The organism is Alkalihalophilus lindianensis (genome assembly GCF_032843265.1).
GTDB lineage: Bacteria > Bacillota > Bacilli > Bacillales > Bacillaceae_D > Alkalihalophilus > Alkalihalophilus lindianensis.
The window spans coordinates 1-235 of sequence record NZ_JAWJBA010001051.1 but is presented as its reverse complement, the minus strand read 5'-3'; the positions used below and the strand labels follow the sequence as shown (position 1 = coordinate 235).

At 36.6% G+C, this 235-nt stretch carries 1 protein-coding gene; it reads left to right on the top strand.

Annotated features, from left to right (window positions below; all coding sequences use genetic code 11):
• Window positions 1-235: helix-turn-helix domain-containing protein (locus RYX56_RS25330; protein ID WP_317124511.1), on the top strand; the 235-nt coding region annotated here is incomplete at both ends.

Below are 235 nucleotides of genomic sequence, written 5' to 3'. Positions count from 1 at the left end.
ATCTATTTAAAATAAGCCGTTCTACCATTAACCGTTGGCGTCGTGATAAAGGTTTCCCGTGTATTAAAATAGGAAGAGATGTTTATGTAGACCAAGATCAATTAACCAAATGGGTAACCAAACACGTTCAACATGTGAATAATCATGATACTGAGAACATACCACAGATTGACAACACGATAACGATTGGGTATCACAGTGGGAACGCTCATTTATGGAGTTCATTTGTTATCAA